This window comes from Holdemania filiformis DSM 12042 (assembly GCF_000157995.1).
GTDB lineage: Bacteria > Bacillota_I > Bacilli_A > Erysipelotrichales > Erysipelotrichaceae > Holdemania > Holdemania filiformis.
In genome coordinates this window covers 624,783-642,277 of the sequence record NZ_GG657561.1, presented here as the reverse complement: position 1 = coordinate 642,277, position 17,495 = coordinate 624,783, and the positions used below count along the sequence as shown (strand labels likewise).

Here is a 17,495-nt window from a genome sequence, read left to right as displayed (position 1 = left end):
GTACCTTCCACAACCGATTACAACGGCGTCTACCGCGGCAAAGCGATTGACTTTGAGGCGAAGGAAACACGCTCGAAGACTTCCTTTCCCTTCTCCCACATCCATCTGCATCAGATCGAACATCTGGAGCGGGTGCTGCGGCAGGGAGCGATCGCCTTCGTCATCGTCCGGTTTATCGCCTACGATGAAACCTACTATGTCGATGCCGCCAAGATGATCCGGCAGTATCGTCTGGCCGAGCGGAAGTCCCTGCCTTATTCCTGGTTTGTGCAGGAAGGGATTCTGATTCCGTATTCGCTGACCCCGCCGGTGCATTACCTGCGGGTGATCGACGAACTATACTTTAAGGAGAAGTGAGCTATGAATACGACGCAGAAACAGCCGCCGAAGAAAAAAAAGCCGGCGGCGAAAAAGAAAACGGTCAAAAGAAGAAAAATCAACGCCAAGAATATGGCGACGATCATCGTTTCGGTGATCGTGGTGCTGGGCCTGATCGGCGGCAGCGCCGGGATGGTGATGATCGGCAGCATGATCAAAGATGCGCCGAAGATCGACATCAACAACTTTGAAAGCAAGGAATCGACGCAGATCCTCGATAAGGACGGCAATCTGATCCAGGACATCGGTCAGCAGATCCGCACGAACGTTTCCTATGAGGATATGCCGACGTCCTTAGTCGACGCGTTTGTGGCGGTTGAGGACAGCCGTTACTTTGAACATAACGGCTTTGACCTGCCGCGTTTTGCCAAAGCGTTTCTGACCAACCTGAAAACGCTGAGCTTTTCGCAGGGCGGCTCAACCTTTACGATGCAGTTAGTCAAAAACACCTATTTTACCAACGATGAAACCGGCGAGATGGCGGCCCGCAGCAAGCTGGCCGGGGTCAAGCGTAAGGTTCAGGAAATCTTCCTCGCGATGCAGTTAGAGAAACAGACAAACAAAAAGCGGATTTTTGAGCTGTATCTGAACAAGCTGAATTTCGGCGGCTCGGGCAACATCCGCGGCGTTCAGAAGGCTGCCGAGTATTACTTCGGCAAAGACGTCAGCGAGCTGAACCTCAGCGAAAGCGCGCTGCTGGCCGGGATTATCAACCGGCCGAACGCCTACAACCCGTTTAAGAATCTCGATTACGCGACCGACCGCCGCAACACGGTGCTCAACCTGATGCAGCGGCACGGCTACATCACCAAACAGGAAGCCGAGCTGGCCAAGTCGATCAAAATTGAAGATCAGCTGGTCGACAGCTCTGTCAGCAAGGGCAGCACCGACGGCGGCACGCCGTACCAGAGCTATGTCGACGCGGTCATCGCCGAGGCGAAAGAGCTGACTGGAATGGATCCGACCGTCGTGCCGATGAAAATCTATACATCGATGGATCCTGAAGTCCAGACGCAGATCGACGACATCCAGGCTGGCAAAACCAACGTGGAATTCCCGGACGACCTGATGGAGATCGCGATCGTCTCGATGAACAACCAGACCGGCGAGATCGTCGGCATCGGCGGCGGACGCAATTACGCCGGCGGCGGCAGCCTGCTGCTCAACCACGCGACCGATCAGTACAAGCAGCCGGGTTCCGCGGTCAAACCGTTCTTATCCTATGCACTGGCCTTTGAGAACCTCGGCTGGGCAACGTCCCACACGGTCACCGACGCGCCGTTTAATACGCCGGGACGACAAAGGTCGTCAAGAACTTCAACGGCCGCTACTATGGCGATATTCCGCTGGAATACGCCGTCGGCAACTCGCTGAATACCCCAGCGTTAAAGACGCTGCAGGAAGTCATCGACGCGATCGGAAGCAAGAAGGTCGTGCAGTATCTGCAAAACCTTGGCTTCAGCCGCGTCACCCAGGACGAATTCAACGTCGGCTATGCGATCGGCGGCTCCACCTACGAAGCCAGTACGGTTGAAATGGCCGGCGCCCACGCCACGATGATCAACGGCGGCAGCTACATCAAGCCGCACACGATTACCAAGATTGAGTTCAAAGACGGCACCTCGCCGGTCGTACCGGATTATTCCGGAACCCAGGTCATCAGCGCCGAATCCGCTTATCTGGCTTCGCATCTGATGTACCAGGCGGTTTATGGTCCGTATTCCAACTACATGCAGATCTTAAAGCGCGGTTATCCGATTTATGGCAAGACCGGCACGACCGACTGGGGCAGCGACGGCTTGAAATTCGGCATTCCGCAGGGCGCGGCGAAGGATAAGTGGATGATCGCGTCCAGCTCGAAATACACCAACGCGGTCTGGGTTGGTTATGAAAAAGGGATTAAAGATAAGGACACTTATTTCGATTCCAAGAAAAGCAAACTGAACATCCCGGGCAACATCTCCAAGCTGATGCTCGACGTCCTGCATAAAGACGAGGAGAATCCGCCGGCGATCACCCAGCCTGACGGCGTGACCTCGATCACCCATATCAAGGGTCTGTATCCGTACACCGCGGTGCTGGAAGGCATGGACGGCAGTTTCGTGACCACCGGCATGATCAAGAAGGAATTCAACAAGCTGGCCGATCCGCTGCAGGCTTCAGTTCAGGATATCGGTACGTTCGACGCCAGCCTGAGCACCGACGGCAACCTGCATCTGACCTGGGGCGATTACCCGGACGCAAGCAAGCTCACCGTCGCGCCGAATACCAAAAATCTCGGCATTGAAGTCGGCGGCAAGTGGTACGACGCGCCGGACTGTGCGGTTGCGTTCGACTGGACATGGGTCTACGGTCCGATCCGCTACAAAGCGCAGGTTTCCATTCAGGACTTCTCGTTCGACGTAACCAGCGAACAATCCAGCATTGATCAGCACATCGACGTCAAGCCGGGCGACAAGGTCAACGTCTGCGGCTACTACGCTTATGAAAATATGAATTACCGAAGCAATGAGATCTGCAAGGAAATCCAGGTTGAAGACAAGGAGATCCAGCTGACGATCCCATCCGACAAAGCGACCAAGGCGGAAATTGAAAGCTGGGCCAGCGCCAACGGCGTCACCGTCAGCTTTACAGAAGTTGCCGACGAAGCGAAGAAAGGCACTAACGAAATTATTTCCAACGGTGTCAAGGTCAACGGGACAACGATGACGTTCATGCAGTCGACAATCGGGCAGGCCCGCTTCGCTGTCACACTGTACGTCGGTCTTGCCTGCGGCGACAACGCGTCCGTCGTTAACGGCGCCTGCGCCTGCAATCAGGGCTATGAGGGCGATCCGATCAAGGGCTGTACGGCAAAGCCGGCGCCAACGCCGGATCCGACCCCGTCTACCGATCCAAGTCCGGACACCTCGCCTTCTCCGGATCCAACGCCTAGCGAGGATACCCAGGATCAAAACGATGAGAACAAGGATTGATTCGGTATTCTTACAAAAGTCTTAATTTCAATCACGGCAGAGGAATTTCAATTCGCTCTGCCGTTTTTATGTTAAAATGAGAACAAGGAGCTGATAACTTGAAAATCGAAGAAGAAATTCAGAAATTAGTCGATGAAGATCAGATTCAGGAAGCCCTGCTGACGCTCGACGCCAACGAAGCCAAGATTCATGATAAAGCCTGGTATTACAGCGAACGCGGCTGGATTCTGGGCATGCTCGAACGCTATCAGGAAGCGTTCTGGAGTTTAAACAAAGCGCTGAGCTTAGGTCAGGACGACGCCGGCATTCTCTCCCAGCTGGGCTGGGTGCTCAACAAAATGGAAATGCACGAATCCGCGCTGGACTACCTCAATCAGGCAGAAAAGAAAGGCCGCGACGACGCCTGGCTGTACCGTGAAAAAGGCTGGACCCTGACGCAGCTGGACAAGTTCGAGGAAGCTGTCGGCTACTTTGAGGAAGCGTTGTATTTCGATCAGACCGACGGCTGGTGCCACGCTCAGATCGGCTTTTGTTACAACCGGATGGAACAGCCGGATCAGGCGCTGAGCGAATTAAAAAAAGCGCTGACGATGAATTACCGCGATCTGTGGGTGATGAAGGAATATGCCTGGAGCTGCTCGCGCGTCAATCAGTTGGAAGACGAATTGGAGATTCTGCAGGAGCTGATCAAGGACAATCCGGACGATTTGTGGCTGCTCAACGAACTGGGCTTCTGCTGCAACACGCTCGATCATCCGGAACAAGCGCTGCCTTACCTTGAAAAGTCCGTGGCGATCAACGATCAGGATATCTGGAGCCAATGCGAGCTGGCCCGCTGCTACGCGATGCAGGGCAAGCCGGAAGAGGCTCTGCCGCACTTTCTCAAAGCCAAGGAATTAGGCCGCGACGACGCCTGGATCGAGGTTCAGATCGGCTATGTCAATGAAGACATGAACAAGCCGGAGGACGCGATCCCGCAGTTTGAGCTGGCGTTGCAAATAGATCCGGACAACATCTCCGCACTGTCGCATTTAGCCTATCAGCTCTCCCAGAAAGGTGATTCCAAGCAAGCCCTGCCGCTGCTGGAAAAAGCCCTGAGCTTAGGCCGCGACGACGCTTGGCTGTATGCTCAGCTGGGCTATGACTATTCAGAGGTCAACGAATATGACAAAGCCGCCGAATATTATGAAAAAGCGGTTGCGTCCCACAACGATCCATTCTGGGTTAAAACCCAGTTAGGCTGGAATCTCGCGGCCGGCGGGCATAAGGAAGAAGCGCTGGACGTGTATTTCAAGCTGTTGGAAGAACAGCCGGAAAACGGCTGGGTGCTGGCCCAGATTGCCTGGAATCAGGTACGTCTGGACCAGCTGGACGCCGCGCGGGAGAATTATGAAAAAGCACTGGCGACCGGCATTAACGAAATCTGGATCTGGAGCGACTGCGCCTGGCTGTATCATCGGATCGGAGCTTATGACAAGGAATTGGAATACTTGCAAAAAGCGATGGAGATGGGGCGCGACGACGACTGGCTGCATTACCGCAAGGCCGACGCCTTCAGTCAGCTGGACCGCTACGATCAGGCGCTGGCCGAGCTGGCGGTCGCCGAGAAAAAAGGCAAGCAGGACATCGAGCTGTATTCGTTAAGAGCCTGGAACTTCGGCCGGCTGCGGCGCAATGAAGACGCGATGGAACAACTGAAAAAAGCCCAGGAGCTGGGCCGCGACGATCTGTGGATCGTCAATGAAATCGGCTGGAATGAAATTCAGATGGATCACTATGAAGAAGGCCGCAAGCTTTTCGAGCGGTCAATTGAAATGGATCCGGAAGACGGCTGGGCGCACGCCCAATTAGGCTATGCGCTGAGCCGCCTGAAGCACTTCGACGAAGCGCTGGCTGAGATGGAAAAAGCCAAACAGCTGGATTTTGAAGAACCGTGGAATTTACGTGAAAAAGCCTGGATCCTCTCGCAATTAAGCCGCTATGAGGATGAACTGGCCGTATTGGAGAAACTGAATCTTTCGGAAACGGACGACCGCTGGGTCTTGGGCGAAGCGGGCTACTGCCTGAATCAGCTCGACCGCAGCGAGGAAGCGATCGGTTATTTGAAGCGGTCGATCGAACTCAAGCCGGATCACGCCTGGACGTATTGTCAGCTGGGGATTTCCTATAAAAATACGAACCAGCTGGAAGCGGCGGAGGCCAGTCTGAAAAAAGGTCTGGAAATGGGCTACGCGGACAGCTGGCCGCACTATCAGCTGGCCATCGTCTACAACCGCATGGAAAAATACGAGGACGCATTAAAGGAAGTCCCGCTGGGCTTTGATGAAGATGAAAAAGACTGCAGCGATTACCACTGGATGATGGCGCGCAATCTGGGACCGCTGGGCGAACATCGCGAAGCAATCGCGCATCTGCGCAAGGCGAAAGACCATGACGAAGCCGCCTTGTACGAGGAATTCGGCTGGAATTACAGCGAAATGGAACTATATGATAAGGCTTTGGATTATTTTCAGCGGGCCGCGCATCTGCGTGAGGAAAAAAGCGGCTGGCTGCTGGCGCAGTTAGGCTGCACCGAAGCCCGGTTAGGCCACTACCCGAAAGCAGATGCCTATTTAAAGGAAGCACTGGAAAAAGGCTACGACACGCCGTGGTTCCACACGGTTCTGGCCTACCATTACTGGAAAACCGGCAAGCGCGAGGAAGCGCTGAAATGGCTGAACAAAGCGAAAGACGAAGGCCGCCATCCGGATTGGATGGATCAGGCGTTCAAAGAGCTGGAAAAGCCGAAAGGCTTTAAGCTGTTCAAGGGCAAATAAGAGTTCATCGCAATCAATCTGCTCGATTTCCAAGTGGACGACACTCTGCTAAAGAAGCATCGATTTCAAAAATTAAATTTCATTCAATTCAATCGAAAAGAAAGGCGCGGGTTTTCATCTCCTGCGCCTTTAACGTATTTATCATTTTGCCGTTGAATTTAAGCTTTGGCTTTGACCGGGGCCGCTTTCTTGGCAGCCAGCTTCTCAGCTTGCTTCTGCTGGGCTTTATACTCCCGGCAGAAAGAAGTAAACGGACAATCCGGACACTGCGGGTTTTTGGCCTTGCAGAAATAGCGGCCGAAGAAAATAAACAGATGGTGCGCGTGCGACCATTCCGCTTTCGGCAGCTTGCGCATCAGTTTCTTTTCCACCTCCAGCACGGTATCCTTCGGCGCGGCCAGCCCCAGCCGCTTGGAAACACGCTCTACATGCGTATCCACCGCGATCGCCGGCATCCCGAAGCACACCGACATAATGACGTTGGCGCTCTTGCGGCCAACTCCCGGCAGACTTGTCAGTTCCTCCATCGTCTGCGGCATCACTCCGCCGAACTGCTCGACGACGCCGCGTGCCAGTCCCTGAATGCTTTTTGCTTTATTATGATATAATCCGATCCGGCGGATACAATCTTCGATGTCTTCCAACGGTGCTTCCGCCAGTGCCTCGGGCGTCGGATATTTTTCAAACAGCCGCGGCGTAACCTTGTTGACAGACACATCGGTTGTCTGCGCGGACAGCACGACGGCGACCGCCAGTTCAAACGGGTTGCGGTGATTCAGCTCGCAATGCGCGTCGGGAAACATCGCCGTCAGCGCCGCCAGAATCTCATCCACTTTCATGATTTCTTACCTCCCGGCCATCCGGCCCGATCCAGCCTTTTCGCTGCCATTCTGATAAAATCCGCTGCATATACGCGAAATTGAGCTTCTGGTACATACTTGCTTCTTTCAGCACTTTAACCAGGACCGACGAATCATACCGGCTGACCCAATCCTGCAGCGTCATCAGCTCATTGGAATTCAGCGGCCGCCCGAACTCGCCTTCAAACAAGTCGAACACCGGCTGTTCCATCGCCTTCTGTGATTTCGCCGTGTCCGCGCTGTAAAGTCCGTCCAGGCTGAAGCTGACGGAGGAACGACCCGCTTTCAATTCCAGATATTTCTTCGCGCACAAGACGCTTAACGCCTGGTCCAGCGCTTCCTTGGTCAGTCCCGTCTTCTGTTCCAACAGCGCCGGCGTGATCGCGATCTGACAAGTGTTCAGATATTCAATCATCAGCACGACCAGTCCTTCCTTCTCGGAAAACCCAAACCATTCATAATGTTCCAGGATCCATTGCAACCGATTGATATACGGCTGTTTCCACCATGCCTTCATCCTTTACCTCTTTTCATACAACATTAATTTTTCCAGCGTTGCAGCGTCCAGCGCCAGCTCACGGTTCTGATCCTCAACAATGATCGCCGGACGGTCCTTGACCCAGCCGAATTGAATTGCCGAAGCCGCGATTCCATTTTGTTCTCCGATCGCTAAAGCCTGCGCCGCGTCGATCTGTGCTTCTTCCATCTGCGCCTTGATGTTCAGCTGATCGTCGTACCATACGATCCATTGCTTGGACAGCGAGGTGACGCGCGATATATACGTTACCTCATTGAGCGCGTAGCGGTTGACCAGCTCGCCCGCAGGTGCGCGCATCGCTTCCATTAACTGCCGATGCAGCCGCAGATCCGCGCTGCGGTCCTTGATGTACGGCCCTTGAACAAATATCGACCGGCCGATAAACCAGCTTAGAAATAAAACGAAAAGCAGCGCCGCTGACAGCAGCAGCGACCGGACCCGCTTAGAATTCATGGTCTTCACCTCTGTGGTCCTTATTATACCAAATTCAGTTCGCCGAAACAATGAACCTGACCCGTCTTTGCCGCAAAGGTAGAGATTCGCCGTACTTGTTCCAGCGGGACTGAATTTGCAAAACGAAATAAAACATGATATGATGATTGGGCATTTGAGGAGCGTGATGATGTGTTAAAGAAACTGATGATCGGATCGATGGGATTCCTTTTTCTCAGCAGTGCTACGTTGTTTTCTTACCGGGCGCTGGAACCGAAAGCCGCGACAGGCATTGAAGAGAGCTATCTGAACGCCGCCCAGCCGTCCGCCATGCTTCGCTCAGTAGAGCCGTCCGACGATGCGGCGCCCGCGGTCGCTTCAGCTCAGCCGGTCTATGAGCCGGGACTGCATAATATCTATTTCTGCCGGCCGGACAACGATGATTGCGCTTATATCAATGAATATGTCTTCAAGCCGTTAGCGCAGGAGCTGAAAACAACCGCGCTGGACGCGTTTGAATTTTATGATCTGACCAGTCTGGGCGAGAATTATCCGGCGGCCAAGCTCAAGAGCCAATGGGGCTTTGAAAGCTATCCGGCGTTTGTTTCCCTGAGCGTTGCCGACGACGGCACACAGACCATTAACAACGTCCTCAGCTGGAACAAGGAAGATCCAATCGACGCCCAGAGCCTGAAGCTGTGGATGATCGACAACGGCATCTGGACCGGCGAAATCGAAGATCAGGGAGAATTGATCGAACAACCGGAATAAGTCCTGAAAGTTCAGGGCTTTTCTTTTTTTTCAGCGCTTGTTTTTTTTGTAAGAATAGTCTAAACTTTTGGTGGATGTGCAACTGGCGGATCAGTGGAACAACCACAGGGAGCACAATTCTGAAACAGCCGACCGCCTGGGCCGGGAGTCATTCCCGTTGAATTTAGGGAGGAAACTTTATGCAAAAAATCTCACTCAAAGACGATCTTCAACAGAACACCTACCCCGGTCGGGGTATCGTACTGGGCAAGACGCCGGACGGCCGCAAAGCAGCGGCCGCGTACTTCATCATGGGCCGCAGTGAAAACAGCCGCAACCGCATCTTCGTCACGGACGGACAGGGGATCCGCACGCAGGCTTACGATCCCTCGAAGCTGACCGATCCGTCGCTGATCATTTATGCCCCGGTGCGCGTTCTGGGCAACAAGACGATTGTCACCAACGGCGATCAGACCGATACGATCTACGCCGGCATGGACAGGCAGCTGACGTTTGAACAGGCGCTGCGCAGCCGGGAATTCGAGCCGGACGGACCGAACTTCACGCCGCGGATCTCCGGAATTCTGCATATCGAAAACGGCAAGTTCAACTATGCGCTGTCAATCTTAAAAAGCAGCGACGGCAATCCGCAGTCCTGCCACCGCTACACCTTCGCATACGAAAATCCGCTGGCGGGTGAAGGCCATTTCATCCATACCTACATGCACGACGGGGATCCGCTGCCCAGCTTTGAGGGCGAACCCAAGCGCGTGGAAATCCCGGATTCGCTCGACGCGCTGACCGCGCTGTTGTGGGATAATCTGAATCCGGACAACAAGGTTTCCCTGTTTGTCCGCATGATTGATCTGGAAAGCGGCGAAACGGAAACCCGCATTGTCAACAAGCACGCATAAGCGGCCAATTCACTCGGCGATCGCTTAAAACAAAGCAAAAAGGATGTCTGATTTCCCGGAGAGCGTCTCCGCGGATGAAATCAGGCATCCTTTTTTTGATCCTTCCAGCCCGGGTTACTTTCCCCGGTGCTTCGCTTTTCGTTGCTTCTGCTTCAGCGCGAACCGGTTTTCTTTTTCCTGCCCGCGTTGCTGCCGAAGCTGCGTTTGACGTTCTGTTTTCAGTTGTTCCTGCTGCAGCTTCAGCGCCTGCTGCGCCTTTGTGCCGATCCCCGTCCGGTGGATCTGCCCGCGGGCCTGGCGCTGGGCACGTTTGGGATTTTCAGCATGTGCTTTGACCGGCGCGGCGACGGCCGGGCTGAAACGCAGCGACGCATAGTTTCTTAAAACGAAGTCATAGACCTCGCCGTCTTTCGGCTCCGCCCCAAACGTTACTTTACAGACGGTCAGTTCTCCCTGCGCCTGTCGTTCAAAAACGCCGACCCAGAAAGGGTCCTCAAAAAAGACGGTCAGACAAATCGAACTTTTGTTCATAACGATTCCTCCTTCATGATAAGTTATGAACAAAGAACGGACAACCCGAAGGAGGGAAGGTTACTTCCATCTTGCGATGGGGCCGGGCTACCTACCGGCTCTGTAAGCGGGATCGCTTACGTTGCGTTTTTATCTTTGCGTTTCATTTTAATGAGTTCATGACTCATAATCCGTGCTTCTTGCGAAAATGCACGGAGATGAGGTACAACGCGGCCAGGATCGCAACAGCTAAAATCAGATAAACCGGCCGGGTAAAGGATATACTCAGGGTTTTGCCGAACAAGCTCAGCCCCAGCATCATGATCAGCTTGGCAGCGATCAGCGTCTTGATGAACTTCTGTTCGTCAAAATCAGATAAACCGAATGCGATGTTGATAAACGAGCTGGGCGTAAACGGCAGCGACACCAGAATAAACAGAACGGCGGCGTTGCGGTCAGCCACCCAGTCAAGCGCTTTCTGAATCGACACCTTGCGGCTGAACCACGGCATCAGCTTGCGTTTGACAATCCGGCGAAAGAACAGGAAGACGATCAGTGAACCGAGCGTCGTTCCCACCCAGGAATACAAAAAACCTAAAATTGCGCCGTGAGCGCTGATATTGATCGTGACAATCGCCACCAGCGGCAGCGCCGGGATCAACGATTCCACGAAGGCCAGGCAGATTGGCGCCAGCGGCCCCAGATCCTTAAACGCGGAGAGCGCCTCGACCCAGAACTCCACGGTCATGATCCGCTCAAGCCAAAATCGAAGCGTTTCGCTCATGAGCGCTCAGCCAGCTTCACAACGAGTTTTTCGCACCAATCCGCGGAGCGGGCCGACGCTTTCTGCGCGTATTCCTCAAAGGTCATCTCATTGCCTTCCTTGAGCGTGATATCCGACAAAGAGCGAACGACGACAAACGGTACGCCGTAATGCGCGCACACCTGAGCAATCGAGGCCGCCTCCATTTCTGCGCACAAGGCCTGCGGATAGTCGCGCAGAATTCGCTCAACCTGTTCAGGCGTATTGACGAAGCAGTCGCCGGAAGCCACCGGCCCGATCCAGGCCCGGTCCTGTTCCTGAATCACTTCGCCGGCCGCCTGGATATACCGTTCATCGGCAGAAAAGCAGCACGGATTATCCGGTCCGAAGCCATGATTCCAGCCCGGCACGTTGACGTCGTGATGCGCGATCCGCGTTGAGATGACAACGTCCAGCACTTCCTGATTTTCCAGTAATCCGCCGGCTGTGCCGATGTTGATTACGCCGTCGACATCGAAATGTTCCAATAACAACGTCGTGCTCATCGCCGCCAGCGTCTTGCCAACGCCGCTTTGGGTGACGACGACCGGCTCGCCTGCCAGTTTCCCGGTATAAAACGAAATCTTCTGCACCGGACAGGCCTGAACCTCGCTCATCCGTTTTAGCAGCGCGTCAATCTCAACCTTCATCGCTCCGATAATCGCGATCATACTTTCTTCCTCCCTGCGTAAAACAATTTTTCACCGGGCTGAATACCCGGCTGTGTAAAATCCGTCATGATTTCCACGCCGAAGCCGGCTTCTTCCATCAGCCGGCGCACGGCTAACGGATCGAAGACCGTCTGGACATGATGTTCCTCGCGCAGTCCCTGCGGCGTCCAGAACGCGAAATGCTGGTAAATCCGATCCTCGTCGCTGAGGATCGTCCATTGATACGGCGTATCCCCCAACATTCCTTCTTCAATATATTCCTCAGCGAACTCGCTGAGTCGCTCCGGAGTGTGCATATCGAACAACAGCACGCCGCCGTTTTTTAACAAAGCCGCCGCTTTCTGGATAAACTGCGCAACCTGATCGAGCGAAGCCAGATAATTCAGACTGTCGCAATAGCACACGATGGCCTGCACCGGTTGCTTCGTTTCCATTTCCAGCATGTCCATCACGCGGAAGGTAATCGAATCCGGATGCGGTTTGACCTGGGCGGCAGCGATCATGGACGGGGATAAATCCGTAGCGTCGACGGTGTAGCCGGCCCTGGCTAAGGCGATGGAAATCTCGCCGCTGCCGCACGCCAGCTCCAGCAGCGGACCGGGCGGACAATAGCGCCGGGTGTAATCCAGCCAGGCGGCCGTCGCTTCCTCGTCCTTCACCAACGCGTCGTAATAAGCCGCAAGACTGTCATAGCTCATGGCTGAACCTCAACCCGCGGCAGATCACCCCACAGCTTTTCCAGATTATATACCTGGCGTTCTTCACCGACGAAAACGTGCAGTACGATCTCGTACAAATCGACTAACAGCCACCGGCTGCCCTGACCGCCTTCGACGTTGCGCACGGCATAGCCGGCTTTTTCAGCTTCCTCGATCACATGATCGACAATTGAATCAGCCATCCGTTCATTCTTCGCCGAGGCGATCACAAAGTAATCAGTAAACGGGCTGTGACCGCGGAAATCCAGCACGACCAGATCTTCCGCCAGCCGCTGATCCGCCGCGTGGACGACTTTCTGCAGTAATTCAGACATTCAATCCCTCCTTGCGTAAATAAGCTTTCTGTTCTTGCTGGATCAGACGGAAGCCTTGATCCAGATCTTGCAGGCACACCGCTTTCTGGCGGGTAATATCATAGCCGCGGCCGGGGTCGATTTTATCGGCGATGTAGATGATCTTCGCCAGATCGCTTTTGCCTTCACCGGTCGTGTGCCACGCCACGGCTTCCAGAATTTCCTGATCGTAAAGATACAGCCGGGTTTTCAGCCAGGTCGCCCCGATGTACTGATGCCAGATCTTCCACGCCTGATCCCGGGCCTGCGGCCAGTACACTTCGATCCAGCCGCGCGCCGTTTCTTCATCCAGACCTTTGGCGAGATCATGAAGCATGCCCGCGACGTAGGCTTTGCGCGGATTCACCCCATGCGCTTTCGCCAGTTCGACCGCCAGCGCGCTCATCGTGACGCAGTGCTGATAGCGGCGCGGGTGACAATACGCCTTCGCAATCTCCTCGACATACAGCCCCGTTTCCAGCATTACCTGCCGGACAGCCTTCGGCACATCCTTAAACGCGCCCTGACGGACAGCTGTGGACGAAGCGGGATGCGAAAAGTTTTCAACATACAGAAATCCCGGCTGCTTGACCGCGATTCCCTGACGGCTGAAGACGGCGAATTGTACGAGCCGGCGCAGTTCGTCGACCGCTTTCCATTGATCGAGATTGGCATATTGATCGTCACCGATGATCCAGACAAAGTCGTCGTCCGGATATTGTTTTTTCAGCGTCTTCACCGTCGTGATCGTATAGGAGGGCGTCGGCAGATCTTTTTCAATCAGACAAAGCTTCATTTTGCGATAGGGCCGCAGCGCCTTTTCCATCATTATCACACGCAGCTCAAAGGGCGTCAGTTCCCGGTCCTTCAACGGTGTTTTCAGCGACGGGATAAACCAGACCTGATCCAGTCGCAGGCGTTTAAGCGCGGTTTTCGCGATTGCCAGATGACCGTTGTGGATCGGATCGAAGGTTCCTCCCAATAAACCGATTTTCATCGCGGCAGCTCGATCCTGCGGTGTTCGCGGCTTTCGCGGTACAGCACGATCGTTTTGCCAATGATCTGAACGACCTCGGCATGTGTGCCGCTGGCCAGATCCAGAGCGACCTGCCGGACGTCGTCCGGACAGCTCTTTAAGACGTTGAGCTTGACTAATTCATGCGCCTCCAGCGCATCGGAAAGCGTGTTGATCAGGTTGTAGGAAACGCCTTCCTTGCCGACCTGAAAGATCGGGCGCAGCGTGTTCGCCATCGAACGCAGCGCGCTTTTTTGTTTGTTCGTTAACATTTATATCATTGCCTTTCTGTGTTTGATTTCCAATGTTTGCGGGTGGGTTACGCGAATCTGACCGCATGTTCCGCTTAAGGACATCCAGCCGACGCCCGGAATGACGACGTCTTCCTTCACCCCCAGCGGCGTCAGGACGGTGCTCGTCCATTCGGCATACGGCATCCCGGCGGGAATCGGCCGCAGCAGCTCGCCGTAATGTCGATCCCACAGCTCATCCGCCTTATCTGCGCGGCCGCGGTGCAGCTCAAGAAGATTACTGCAGTAGAACACGGCCGAGACATGTTCGCAACCGAGTAAATCGATCCGGCACAAACCGCCCACCGCGAAGCTTTGATCCCCGCGCAGCTGGAAGCCGACCGGTTTGACCGCCTTCGCCGGCAGCACTGTTTTAAGATCTTCTTCGTCCAGGTGCAGCAGCATCGAATTGCGCGGCGTCAAGCCTGGCGTGTCATACACTGTGACGCCGTGGATGTCAAGCGGATTGAAGTCCAGCGTAGTGCCGGGATAGCGCGAGCTGGTCAGCTGAGGTTTGTCCATCAGGGCGTTGAGCAGCGTACTCTTGCCGGCATTGGCCATGCCCATCACGACAACGTCCTTGCCTTTGGCCCATTCGATCGCCCGCAGCACTTCCTCCGGTCCGCCGGGAATATTTTTACCGGTCACGACCAGTCCCTTAACATGGATGCCCAGCTCCTTCAGCCGGCCGTACACAAACTTCGCCAGCTTCTCGCTGCCCACCGTTTCCGGCAGCAGGTCGCGCTTGGTGCCGACGACGATGACGTCCTTGCCGAACAGATGCCGGTTCATGCCTTCCAGCAAACTTGCTTCAAAATCGAACAGATCAACCACCCACAAAATCAGCGCGTCCATCGCGTGAATCTGCGCCAGAATCCGGTCGGGATCAATCCCTTCCCGCATCGAAAACTGCAGGTCGTCGTAATGGGTCAGCCGGAAACAGCGCTGGCACAGCACACTGCCCGCCTTGGGCGTATACCCGGCCTCCTGGGGACGGTCGTGCTGCAGCAGCGCGCCGCAGCCCTGGCATCTTTCACTCATCATAGTCTCCCCTTTTCAAGATTTCTTCATGCTCCAACAGACGGTACACCTGATTTTCAACCACCCGGTTCAGCTTGGTCCAGGGAATATCCCGGGTGACTAAGGGCGTTGTTAAGATCGTCGTCAAGCCCATTCGGCTGCCGCCGAGGATATCCGTCAGCAGCTGATCGCCGATCACCGCGCATTGATCCGGCTTCAGGCCGGTATCGCGCAGCACCTTCTTATACGTCCGCTTCAACGGTTTCGTCGAAAAATAATAATACGGCACATCCAGACTCGCCGCGAACCGGCTGACGCGTTCCTTGTTGTTATTCGACATGACGACGGCCTGGATGCCAGCGTCCTTGAGTCTATGGACGAACGCTTTGGCTTTGTCGCCGGCGACCTGTTCGTCGTGCGCCGCCAGCGTGTTGTCGATATCTAAGATTAAAAGCCGGATCTTCCGCCGCACTAACCAGGCGGGATCCAGATCTTCATAGCTTTTCAGATAAAGCGCAGGCGTGAAATAATTCAGCAGCATACGGATCCTCCTTATCTTAATGATTATATCAGATTCCGCTGAACAAAGAAACGAAAAAACCGTGGACTTTCATGCCCTTTTGTCTATCCCTCGCCCGCGTTTTTCCGCAGACTGCCCCTGCTTTTTCTGTTCTGGCAAAGCAGGCGTTCAAGTGAAGGAAACAAAAATTCCATCGTTAGAGAAAGGGATAAAAAAGATCCCGCGAACGGGATCTTAAATAAGGGAACTTACAGGCCGAGCACCTTGCGGCAGCGCGGACACAGACCTTCCTCATCAGCCTGCTCGGAAATATTCCAGCAGCGCGGGCAGACCGTGCCTTCCGCCTTGACAATTTCTACCTGGCAGACGTCGTACGGTTTCAGCTCGTCGATCGAGAAGCTGACCTTCGAGACAATCAGCCACTGGTGGAACTGATCGCCGCACAGCTCCGCGATCAAGGCGCGGTCCTCGTCGCTGACGTTGACCAGCACTTCCGCCTCCAATGACTTGCCGATGACCTTCTCCGCGCGGGCTTCCTCCAGCGCTTTAAAGATATCGGAACGGATCTGCATCAGCCGGCCGACCTTAGCCTTTAAGGCTTCGGCGTCCGTAATGTTAAACGGTTCCGCAAACCGGCCCAGATGAATGCTTTCTTCCTCGCCCTTAAAGAAGTCGTTGACCTCCTCGGCGGTATGGACAAGAATCGGCGCCCACAGCCGGACTAAGACGTTGACCGCATGGTACAGCACGGTCTGAACCTGACGGCGGCGCGGGGAATCCTTCTTCTCAATATACAGGATATCCTTCGTGAAATCGAGATAATAAGCCGAGAATTCGTTCGTCATCAGGTTTGTCAGCAGCGTTGTAACATCGGAGAAGCGGTATTCCTGATAGGCCAGCTGGCATTTCGCGTTAACCTCGTCGAGCAGCGCCAGCATGTACTGATCGAGCTTCGGCAGCTCGCTGACATCAACGAGATCGGCTTTCGTGAAGTCGTCTTCGTTGTTGATATTCGCCAGTAAGAAGCGGAATGTATTTCTGACCTTGCGGTAGTTCTCACTGATCTGCTTCAGAATTTCCTCGGACATGCTGCAGTCGGCCTGGTAATCGACGCTGGCTGCCCACAGACGCAGGATATCCGCGCCATATTTCTTCGTGATCTCACCCGGCGCAACGGCGTTCCACTGCGACTTGCTCATCTTGACGCCCTTGCCGTCCATGACAAAGCCATGGCTTAATACCTGCTTGTACGGCGCCTGGCCATGCACGGCCGTGCCGACGATCAGCGACGAATTGAACCAGCCGCGGTACTGGTCGCTGCCTTCAAAATACAGGTCGGCCGGATAGCCCAGGCCGCGTTCGATCATCGCGCCGGTATGCGAGGAACCGGAGTCAAACCAGACGTCCATCGTGTCGGTTTCCTTTGTAAATTCACCGTTCGGGGATGCCGGATTCGTGTAGCCTTCCGGAAGCAGCTCCTTCGCGTCCTTCTCAAACCAGATATTGCTTCCATGCTCGCGGAACAGATCGGCGACATGTTCAAAGACTGCCTTTTCCATGATCGGCGTGCCGTCTTCATTATAGAAGATCGGAATCGGAACGCCCCAGGCGCGCTGGCGGGAAATGCACCAGTCGCCGCGGTCGGCGATCATGTTGTGCATCCGCTGCTGGCCCCACTTCGGAATCCAGTCAACGTTGTCGATCTGCTGAAGCAGCTCAGTGCGGATTTTATCGATCGAAGCGAACCACTGCGTCGTAGCGCGGAAAATGATCGGTTTTTTCGTCCGCCAGTCATGCGGGTAGGAGTGGGTAATCCATTCCAGCTTCAGCAGGGCGCCCAGCTCGTCCAGGCGGTTGGCGACGGTCTTGTTGGCGTCATCGACATACTGGCCCTTCAGCCAGTCCCCGGCGTCCTCCATCATGCAGCCGTGCTCATCGACATTGCAGTAAGCC

At 54.7% G+C, this 17,495-nt stretch carries 19 protein-coding genes and 1 riboswitch; of the genes, 6 read left to right on the top strand and 13 right to left on the bottom strand.

Translation table 11 applies throughout. The features are described from left to right. From HOLDEFILI_RS15720 to HOLDEFILI_RS15710, 4 genes are all read left to right on the top strand, one after another. On the top strand, positions 1-357 hold a 357-nt coding region (locus HOLDEFILI_RS15720; protein WP_006060846.1), incomplete at its 5' end, for a Holliday junction resolvase RecU. Between the two features lie 3 nt (positions 358-360). Further along, the gene (locus tag HOLDEFILI_RS20405; RefSeq protein ID WP_006060845.1) at positions 361-1,752 is read left to right on the top strand and encodes a transglycosylase domain-containing protein; all 1,392 of its coding nucleotides are present in this window, start codon (positions 361-363) and stop codon (positions 1,750-1,752) included. Continuing rightward, on the top strand, positions 1,719-3,353 hold the full coding sequence (locus tag HOLDEFILI_RS20400; protein WP_083787646.1) for a penicillin-binding transpeptidase domain-containing protein: 1,635 nt from the start codon (positions 1,719-1,721) through the stop codon (positions 3,351-3,353). The genes HOLDEFILI_RS20405 and HOLDEFILI_RS20400 overlap by 34 nt, the downstream gene beginning before the upstream one ends. Before the next feature lie 98 nt (positions 3,354-3,451). Continuing rightward, positions 3,452-6,169 carry a tetratricopeptide repeat protein gene (locus HOLDEFILI_RS15710; protein WP_006060843.1) on the top strand — a complete coding sequence of 906 codons (2,718 nt, stop codon included), beginning with the start codon at positions 3,452-3,454 and terminating at the stop codon, positions 6,167-6,169. 158 nt (positions 6,170-6,327) lie between these two features. On the opposite strand, the gene nth is transcribed toward HOLDEFILI_RS15710, so the two are convergent. Genes nth through HOLDEFILI_RS15695 form a run of 3 tightly spaced genes read right to left on the bottom strand, consistent with a single transcriptional unit; the run spans position 6,328 to position 8,020 of the window. Further along, on the bottom strand, positions 6,328-7,008 hold the full coding sequence (gene nth / locus HOLDEFILI_RS15705) for an endonuclease III (RefSeq protein ID WP_006060842.1): 681 nt from the start codon (positions 7,006-7,008) through the stop codon (positions 6,328-6,330). Beyond that, complete coding sequence (locus HOLDEFILI_RS15700) at positions 6,995-7,546, bottom strand: DnaD domain protein (RefSeq protein WP_006060841.1); 552 nt, start codon at positions 7,544-7,546, stop codon at positions 6,995-6,997. The genes nth and HOLDEFILI_RS15700 overlap by 14 nt, the downstream gene beginning before the upstream one ends. 3 nt (positions 7,547-7,549) lie before the next feature. Continuing rightward, positions 7,550-8,020, bottom strand: coding sequence for a hypothetical protein (locus HOLDEFILI_RS15695; RefSeq protein ID WP_006060840.1), 471 nt, complete (start codon positions 8,018-8,020; stop codon positions 7,550-7,552). 171 nt (positions 8,021-8,191) lie between these two features. Between HOLDEFILI_RS15695 and HOLDEFILI_RS15690 the strand changes: the two genes are divergently transcribed. Beyond that, positions 8,192-8,770: a hypothetical protein gene (locus tag HOLDEFILI_RS15690; protein ID WP_039865159.1), complete on the top strand. Its 579-nt coding sequence runs from the start codon at positions 8,192-8,194 to the stop codon at positions 8,768-8,770. Positions 8,771-8,838: 68 nt separating this feature from the next. Further along, positions 8,839-8,919: riboswitch (ZMP/ZTP riboswitch) on the top strand. 30 nt (positions 8,920-8,949) lie between these two features. Continuing rightward, positions 8,950-9,663: an IMP cyclohydrolase gene (locus HOLDEFILI_RS15685; protein WP_006060838.1), complete on the top strand. Its 714-nt coding sequence runs from the start codon at positions 8,950-8,952 to the stop codon at positions 9,661-9,663. 114 nt (positions 9,664-9,777) lie between these two features. Here HOLDEFILI_RS15685 and HOLDEFILI_RS15680 read toward each other — a convergent pair whose 3' ends face one another. From HOLDEFILI_RS15680 to HOLDEFILI_RS15635, 10 genes are all read right to left on the bottom strand, one after another. Further along, positions 9,778-10,194: a YjdF family protein gene (locus tag HOLDEFILI_RS15680; protein ID WP_006060837.1), complete on the bottom strand. Its 417-nt coding sequence runs from the start codon at positions 10,192-10,194 to the stop codon at positions 9,778-9,780. 163 nt (positions 10,195-10,357) lie between these two features. Next, positions 10,358-10,957: a TVP38/TMEM64 family protein gene (locus HOLDEFILI_RS15675; RefSeq protein ID WP_006060836.1), complete on the bottom strand. Its 600-nt coding sequence runs from the start codon at positions 10,955-10,957 to the stop codon at positions 10,358-10,360. After that, positions 10,954-11,646, bottom strand: a complete 693-nt coding sequence (locus HOLDEFILI_RS15670; RefSeq protein ID WP_006060835.1) for a 5'-methylthioadenosine/adenosylhomocysteine nucleosidase — start codon at positions 11,644-11,646, stop codon at positions 10,954-10,956. Before HOLDEFILI_RS15670 ends, HOLDEFILI_RS15675 begins: the two co-directional genes overlap by 4 nt. Beyond that, positions 11,643-12,344 (bottom strand): class I SAM-dependent DNA methyltransferase, encoded by a 702-nt coding sequence (locus tag HOLDEFILI_RS15665; protein WP_006060834.1) that lies wholly within the window; start codon positions 12,342-12,344, stop codon positions 11,643-11,645. Before HOLDEFILI_RS15665 ends, HOLDEFILI_RS15670 begins: the two co-directional genes overlap by 4 nt. Beyond that, a complete protein-coding gene (rsfS, locus tag HOLDEFILI_RS15660) occupies positions 12,341-12,679 on the bottom strand; it encodes a ribosome silencing factor (RefSeq protein WP_006060833.1) in 339 nt (112 codons plus the stop codon). The genes HOLDEFILI_RS15665 and rsfS overlap by 4 nt, the downstream gene beginning before the upstream one ends. Continuing rightward, a complete protein-coding gene (gene nadD, locus HOLDEFILI_RS15655) occupies positions 12,672-13,694 on the bottom strand; it encodes a nicotinate (nicotinamide) nucleotide adenylyltransferase (protein WP_006060832.1) in 1,023 nt (340 codons plus the stop codon). Before nadD ends, rsfS begins: the two co-directional genes overlap by 8 nt. Further along, positions 13,691-13,984 (bottom strand): ribosome assembly RNA-binding protein YhbY, encoded by a 294-nt coding sequence (yhbY, locus tag HOLDEFILI_RS15650; RefSeq protein ID WP_006060831.1) that lies wholly within the window; start codon positions 13,982-13,984, stop codon positions 13,691-13,693. The genes nadD and yhbY overlap by 4 nt, the downstream gene beginning before the upstream one ends. Beyond that, positions 13,985-15,043 carry a GTPase gene (locus HOLDEFILI_RS15645; RefSeq protein ID WP_156788962.1) on the bottom strand — a complete coding sequence of 353 codons (1,059 nt, stop codon included), beginning with the start codon at positions 15,041-15,043 and terminating at the stop codon, positions 13,985-13,987. Continuing rightward, on the bottom strand, positions 15,036-15,563 hold the full coding sequence (locus HOLDEFILI_RS15640) for a YqeG family HAD IIIA-type phosphatase (protein ID WP_006060829.1): 528 nt from the start codon (positions 15,561-15,563) through the stop codon (positions 15,036-15,038). The genes HOLDEFILI_RS15645 and HOLDEFILI_RS15640 overlap by 8 nt, the downstream gene beginning before the upstream one ends. A 227-nt stretch (positions 15,564-15,790) precedes the next feature. Next, the coding region (locus HOLDEFILI_RS15635; RefSeq protein ID WP_006060827.1) for an isoleucine--tRNA ligase at positions 15,791-17,495 on the bottom strand (1,705 nt) is incomplete at its 5' end.